This is a genomic window from Mycobacterium sp. NAZ190054 (assembly GCF_001545925.1).
Taxonomy (GTDB): Bacteria; Actinomycetota; Actinomycetes; order Mycobacteriales; family Mycobacteriaceae; genus Mycobacterium.
This window is the reverse complement of the sequence record NZ_LMVQ01000223.1, coordinates 54,246-60,558: the sequence shown is the minus strand read 5'-3', so window position 1 is coordinate 60,558 and position 6,313 is coordinate 54,246. Positions and strand designations below refer to the sequence as shown.

Genomic DNA, 6,313 nt, shown 5'->3' with positions numbered 1-6,313 from the left:
GGTCGGGGAGTCGTTGGCCCAGGCCGCGGCGCGGGAACTGTACGAGGAGACCGGACTGCTGGTGCCGCCTGAGCTGATGGTGGGTCCGGTGTGGCGCCGCGACGCCGTCATCGACTTCAACGGCTCGACGAACCCAGCCGCTCGCTGCTGCTCAGCGTCGCATGCGTGGCCGACGCGACGGTGGAGCTGCTGGCGCGTGCCCACGGTGTCTCCGCCGAGGAGGTGACCGAACGGCTCGGGCGGGTGGAGAGCGCCGGCATCGTCACCCTGGAGGGAAACCGGGTGAGGTTCACCCATCCCCTGCTGGCCAACGGGGTGTACACCGACGCCGGCCCGACCGCGCGCCGGGCGATGCACCGCACGATGGGCGCGCTGGAGTCCCAGCCGGAACTGAAGGCCCGGCATCTGGCACTGGCCTCGGCCAGCGGCGACGACGAGATCTTCACCGCGCTGGACCAGGCCGCCGATTCCGCGCGGGCCCGCGGCGCCCCGGCCGCGGCCGCCGAGCTGGTCGACCTGGCCCTCGGGCTCGGCGGCGACAACCCGTTGCGGCGCATGAAATCGGCCGAGAACCACTTCCTGGCCGGTGAGACCGCCAAGGCCGCGGCGGTGCTGGGCGACGTCGCCGCGATCGAACCCCCGATCCTGCGGGCACTGGCCTCGAGCCTGCTCGCGACGGTACGCATGTACGAGAACGAGCACACCCAGGCGGTCGCGCTGCTGCGCGGCGCGCTGGACGACGGTGCAGGCAATGTGCCGATCCTGGTGCAGGTGCTGCTGCGACTGTCGTTCGCGCTCAACAGCATCGGCGAGCTCGACGATGCCCGCCGGTACGTCCGTGACGCCGTCAAACTGGCCGAGGAGCTCGGGATACCGGGCCTCACCAGCGCCGCGCTGGCGTGGTCGGTGCACGTGAACTTCCAGTGCGGCCACGGGCTCGACGAGGATGCCCTGCAGCGCGCCATGGACCTCTACGACAGCACCCTGGATGTGCCGATCATCTTCCGCGCGCCGTTCGTGCACGCGCTCGCGATGTCGTGGACGGGTCGGCTCGAGCAGGCCCACCAGGAGCTGACGGCGGTTCGGGCGGTCTGCGTCGAACGCGGCGCCGAGAGCGACATGATGGCCATCGCCGGGTTCCTCGCGATCAACCACCTGTGGCGGGGTCAGCTCGCCCAGGCCGAGGCCGAGGCCGCCGAAGCGGTGGAACGGGCCGAGCAACTCGGCGGCGACGACGTGCTCATCATCCCGAGGACCGTGCGGGGCGCGTTGGCCGCCTACGCCGGACGGGTCGACGACGCCCGCGCGGATGCCCGGTGGGTGCTCGGCGCCATCGCCAACCGGCAGGCCTCGCACATCGCGGATTGGCCGGGGATGACGTTGTGCTTCCTGGAAGGGTCGCTCGGCAATCACCGGGAGGCACTGGACGCGCTGGACGCGAAGTTCCTCGACACCAGCCGGACGCCGGCCACCGAACTGATGTACGCCTGGCACCTGCCCGACGTGATCGAGGCGATGGTGGGCGTCGGAAGACTCGACGAAGCCGAATTCCTCACCGGCGCACTGGAACAGAACGGCATCGAGTATCAGCGGCACTGGATGAGGGCGGCGGGCGCACGCTGCCGCGCGATGCTGCTGGCCGCCGCCGGTGACGTGGTGGCCGCCGAAGCGGCCGCGCACCGCGCGATGCACGAGCACGAGCACCTCCCGATGCCGTTCGAACGGGCCAGGACGCAGCTTCTTCTCGGTCAGCTCCAGCGCCGGTTACGCCAGAAACAGTCGGCGGCAACCAATCTGAACGAGGCGCTGCGGACCTTCGAGGAGCTGGGCACCCCGCTGTGGGCCGGTCGGGCCCAGGCCGAGCTCGCCCGCGCGGTCGTCGCCCCGTCCGAGGACCTGAGCCGGTTGACGCCCTCCGAGCAGCGGGTCGCCGAGATGGCGGCCACGGGTGCGACCAACAAGGACATCGCCGCGGCGATGTTCATCAGCGCCAAGACCGTCGAACACAACCTCACCAAGGTCTACCGCAAGCTCGGCATCAGCTCGCGCGCCGAGCTGGGCAGGCGGATGGACCAGGTCGGCGGAGCTAGGTGACCCACTCCGGCTGCCCGCCGACGTCGACGGCGGAGAAGTCTTTGTGCGCCAGGCCGGCGATGGTGCCGCCGTCGACGACGAACTCCGCTCCGGTCGAGTAGCTCGACTCGTCGCCGGCCAGGTAGACGACGAGGTTGCTGACCTCGTGCGGCTGCGCGATCCGGCCCAGCGCGGACTGGAAGATGTCCTCGGGCACCCAGTCGGCCATCGGCGTCTTCACCAGCCCGGGATGCACCGAGTTCACCCGGATCCCGAACGGGCCCAACTCCAGTGCGGTGGACTTGGTGAGGCCGCGGACCGCGAACTTGGTGGCGGTGTAGCCGTGGCAGCCGATGGTGCCCGCCATCCCCTCGATCGACGAGATGTTGACGATGGAGCCCCGCCCGGCGGCTTTCATGGTCGGCGTGACCGCGCGGATGCCGAGGAAGACGCCGGTGAGGTTGATGTCGAGGATGCGCTGCCATTCGGACAGCGCGTAATCCTCGACGGTGCCGATGCTGAGGATGCCGGCGTTGTTGACGAGGATGTCGAGGCCACCGAATTCCGCGACGGCGGTGGCCACGGCCGCGTCCCAGTCGTCGGGGCGCGTGACGTCGAGGTGCACGTAGCGCGCGACGTCGCCGAGCTCCTCGGCCACCTGCCGGCCGTCCGCGTCGAGGATGTCGCCGCACACCACCTTCGCGCCGTGGGCTGCCATCACGCGCGCGTGCGAGGCGCCCATGCCTCGCGCCCCGCCGCTGATGAGCGCAACCTTGCCGGTCAACCGTCCTGTCATGAACTCTCCTGGGGTCGAAGCTATTTCAGTTCATAGTCGGCCGGATCGGGCCGGCTGGTCCATTTCCAGTAGTCGACGATGCGCCACGCGAACAGCGTCGGCAGCTCCCCGGCGCTGTTCTTGTAGTAGCTGCTGACCGCGGGATGCGCATAGACCATGGACTTGAGCCGGTGCTGGCTGCGCCGGTCGTAGTCGGTGCACACCTCGGCCTTCGGTACGGCGGATGCCGCGCCGGCGGCCAGCGTCATGTCGATGCAGCCGAGGATGTAGCGCATCTGGCATTCGGAGTTGTAGATGATGCTGGCGCCGTTGACGGCGTTGGTGCCCGGACCGAACATGCAGTAGAAGTTCGGGAAGCCCGCCACCGTGATGCCCAGGTACGCGTAGGCCGCGTCGCCCCACACCTCGTTGAGCCCGACGCCGCCGGCGCCGCGGATGTCGATCGGCCCGAGCTGGTGGTTGACGTCGAATCCGGTGGCCCACACCAGCACATCGGCCGTGCGGTGCACCCCGTTGACGTCGGTGATCCCGTCGGCGGTGATCTCGGCGATGCCGTCGGTGACGAGTTCGACGTCGTCCCGCTGCAGCGTGGTCAGCCAGGTGCCGTCGTCCTGCAGGGTGCGCTTGCCCATCGGCGGATACTTCGGGGTGACCTTGTCCAGCAGTTCCTCGTCGTCGGTGAAGGCCCGCATCCAGGCGATGAACATGTCCCGGATCGCCTGATTGCCCGCGCTGACCGACAGTCCGCCGGTGTCCCAGCCGGGGTCGATGGTGATCTGTTCGTCGAGCGCGTCGGCGATCGGCCACCACGACACGAACCGCAGCCACCGGCCGTAGTACGGCAGATGCCGGGTGGCCCACCGGGCGCCGGGGCTGACGGCTTCGTGGTAGTGCACGTTGGGCGCCATCCACTGCGGGGTGCGCTGGTAGACGTCGACGTGCGCGGCGGTGCCGGCGATCGCGGGCACCAGCTGGAAACCGCTGGCGCCGGCCCCGATCACCGCGACCCGCTTGCCGGTCAGCTCGATGGTGTCGTCCCAGTCGGCGGTGTGACAGGTGGGCCCGCGGAAAGTGGTGGCGCCCTTGATGTCCGGGATGACGGCGGTGCTGAACTGGCCGACCGCGCAGATCAGGCCGCAGGCGGTCAGCTCCTCGACAGCGCCGTCGCCCGTGCCGCGGCGGCGCACCCGCACCCGCCAGCGTGATTCGGTCTCGTCCCACACCGCTCCGGTGACCTCGGTGTCGAACCGGATGTGCTCGGCGAGGCCGTAGCGGTCGGCGACGTCGCGCAGGTACTGCAGGATCTCCGGTTGGGTCGCGTAGTGGTGCTGCCAGTGATCGGTCGGTTCGAACGAGTAGGTGTAGTACTGGCTGGCGATGTCGACCCGGCAGCCCGGGTAGCGGTTGGCCAGCCAGGTGCCGCCGACCCCGGACTGCCGCTCGATGATCGTGAACGGCACACCGGCCTGCTTGAGCTTGATGCCGGCCAGCAGACCCGCCTCACCGCAGCCGATGACGACGACCGGGAAGCTGGCGCGCTGCTCGGGGCTCGACACCGGCACCAGACCGTTCTGGTCGGCATCGGTGACCCTCAGATCGGCGGCGATGTAGTCGACGAACTCATCGGTGACCTGACCGGCGGACACCACGTCGAGCATCACGCGGAGCTGGTGCTCGTCGGGTACGAACGGCGGCGGGCAGCCCCGGTCGCGGTATTCGCGGGCGATTTGGAACGCCTTGTCCCGCACCGCCTGTTTGTCCTGTTCGCTCATGCCGCCCTGCAGGTCCATCGCGATGAGCATGAACGGACGCGGCAGCTCATCGAGGATCCGCAGATCGCCGGTCATGTGGACCATCGACATCAGCAGGGCGGGCACGCTGGCGTCGTCGATCGCGGCGCGCAACACCTCGTCGTCGTCGTCGAACGGTAGTCCGGTCAAGCGGGTCAGCTCGGGTCTGCGCACGTCCTCGCCGGTGAGATGTGGCACGGACCGACCATACGCGCGGCGGCCGGTGGATGGTCGTGGATTCCGGAAAGGAACGTGCCTACGAACGCTGCACCGCGGCACCGCGGGCGCGCGGGCAGCCGGCCGAACGCCTCACCACACGACGGCGAGGGCCGCTGCCGCGAACGACAGCACCCCGACTCCGTAGAACAGCGGACGGGGCACCGCCTCCCCGGTGCGCCGCTGGCGTGCGCTGCCCATGCCGAGCAACCCGCCGAGGATCACCAGGAGCACCAGTTTGATGCCGATCTTCGGATAGTTCAGTTCGACTCCGGCGGGCCACGGCGCGGCCAGCGCGAGACCGGTCAGCAGCGAGACCAGCAGGCCGTAGTCCATCACCCGGGTGGTGCGGAAGCGACCGGCCACCGCCTCGGCCACCCAGCCTCCGAAGGTGATGGCGAAGCCGACGATGTGCAGCAAAACAACTACAGAACGTAGTACTTCCATGCCGCGAGGTTACCGCAGCCGACCTGCCCTCACCGGAAAATCACATCCGCGGCGTGCCCGCGGGCACCGGGTAGCAGTTCGTGCCGCCGATTCCGAACACGTAGACGGTGTCGCAGCGGACGAAACTGCCGTCCGGACCCGGCGGATAGTCGCACCGCCCGCCACCGTGCCCGGCGACCACCGCATTGGGACCCACGCACGGCTGGGCCGACACCGGCCCCGCCGCGATGAGCCCGGAGGTGATCAATGCCGCGGCCGCGCCGGCGGCCATCAGCGCTCTCCTCGTCGTCATGACCTCACTCCTTCCCGCCGCCCCGGCGGGGCGGCAGAACCGGAGGTCCGTGCGATGCCCGAGGAGAACACGTACCGACCCCCGGTACATGCACCCGTCCTCGATTGTCCTCCCGCACGCCCGGTGGCGCACATACCGTCACCTCATCAGGGCAGGCACTCGGTCGACTTGGACAGCTCGGCCTTCATGTTGCGTCCCATCATCTCCAGCGCCGCCTCGCCGAGCTTGGTGTCGATGTGCGCCACCGCGTCCGGGGGCACCACCACCTCGTAGTGCCGGACGTATCCGTCGAGGGCGGTGTAGAGGATGCACTGCTCGGTGACCTGTCCGGTCAGGATGATGCGGCGGGCGCCCAGGCGGCTGAGCAGGTAGTCCAGCGGGGTCGCGTAGAACGCACTGTGACGCACCTTGTTGAGGAACCGGGCGTCCGGTGCCGGTACCAGGGGCCGGACCAGTTCCGGGTGGGCGCCCTGGAGCGCCGATTTGATGATGTCGGTATGGCTGGCGGCGAAGTCGCCGTAGTTGTCGTTGACGTAGATGAGGTCGACGTCGTCGTGGTCGACGGCGCGCGTCACCAGATCGGCGATCGGCTCGACCACTCCTGCCACGTTCTCGGCCAACTGCTCGGCGTCGGGATGGTCGTAGGCGTTGAACATGTCGATCACCAGCAGCGCGGTATCACTCATGGGCGTAGTGATA

At 69.2% G+C, this 6,313-nt stretch carries 6 protein-coding genes and 1 pseudogene; 2 read left to right on the top strand and 5 right to left on the bottom strand.

The window, feature by feature from the left end; translation table 11 throughout:
• Positions 1-127, top strand: a pseudogene (locus ASJ79_RS33995) (NUDIX domain-containing protein); the annotation flags it as partial.
• Between the two features lie 38 nt (positions 128-165).
• Positions 166-2,094: a LuxR family transcriptional regulator gene (locus ASJ79_RS16475; protein WP_156448480.1), complete on the top strand. Its 1,929-nt coding sequence runs from the start codon at positions 166-168 to the stop codon at positions 2,092-2,094.
• Here ASJ79_RS16475 and ASJ79_RS16470 read toward each other — a convergent pair.
• The 5 genes from ASJ79_RS16470 to ASJ79_RS16450 form a co-directional block, all read right to left on the bottom strand.
• Positions 2,087-2,869, bottom strand: coding sequence for a glucose 1-dehydrogenase (locus ASJ79_RS16470; protein WP_067957121.1), 783 nt, complete (start codon positions 2,867-2,869; stop codon positions 2,087-2,089). The two genes, ASJ79_RS16475 and ASJ79_RS16470, sit on opposite strands and share 8 nt — an antisense overlap.
• A 20-nt stretch (positions 2,870-2,889) precedes the next feature.
• Positions 2,890-4,857, bottom strand: coding sequence for an NAD(P)/FAD-dependent oxidoreductase (locus ASJ79_RS16465; protein ID WP_067957118.1), 1,968 nt, complete (start codon positions 4,855-4,857; stop codon positions 2,890-2,892).
• Positions 4,858-4,968: 111 nt separating this feature from the next.
• Complete coding sequence (locus ASJ79_RS16460; RefSeq protein WP_067957116.1) at positions 4,969-5,322, bottom strand: Fe-S protein; 354 nt, start codon at positions 5,320-5,322, stop codon at positions 4,969-4,971.
• Positions 5,323-5,362: 40 nt separating this feature from the next.
• The gene (locus tag ASJ79_RS16455) at positions 5,363-5,614 is read right to left on the bottom strand and encodes a hypothetical protein (protein WP_067957113.1); all 252 of its coding nucleotides are present in this window, start codon (positions 5,612-5,614) and stop codon (positions 5,363-5,365) included.
• 146 nt (positions 5,615-5,760) lie between these two features.
• A complete protein-coding gene (locus ASJ79_RS16450; RefSeq protein ID WP_067957110.1) occupies positions 5,761-6,300 on the bottom strand; it encodes a cysteine hydrolase family protein in 540 nt (179 codons plus the stop codon).
• Positions 6,301-6,313 lie beyond the last annotated feature (13 nt).

Excerpts from the sequence above, each read along its gene's own strand:
- ASJ79_RS16470 (WP_067957121.1), bottom strand. The coding sequence starts at position 2,869 with ATGACAGGACGGTTGACCGGCAAGGTTGCGCTCATCAGCGGCGGGGCG.
- ASJ79_RS16460 (WP_067957116.1), bottom strand. The coding sequence starts at position 5,322 with ATGGAAGTACTACGTTCTGTAGTTGTTTTGCTGCACATCGTCGGCTTC.
- ASJ79_RS16455 (WP_067957113.1), bottom strand. The coding sequence starts at position 5,614 with ATGACGACGAGGAGAGCGCTGATGGCCGCCGGCGCGGCCGCGGCATTG.
- ASJ79_RS16450 (WP_067957110.1), bottom strand. The coding sequence starts at position 6,300 with ATGAGTGATACCGCGCTGCTGGTGATCGACATGTTCAACGCCTACGAC.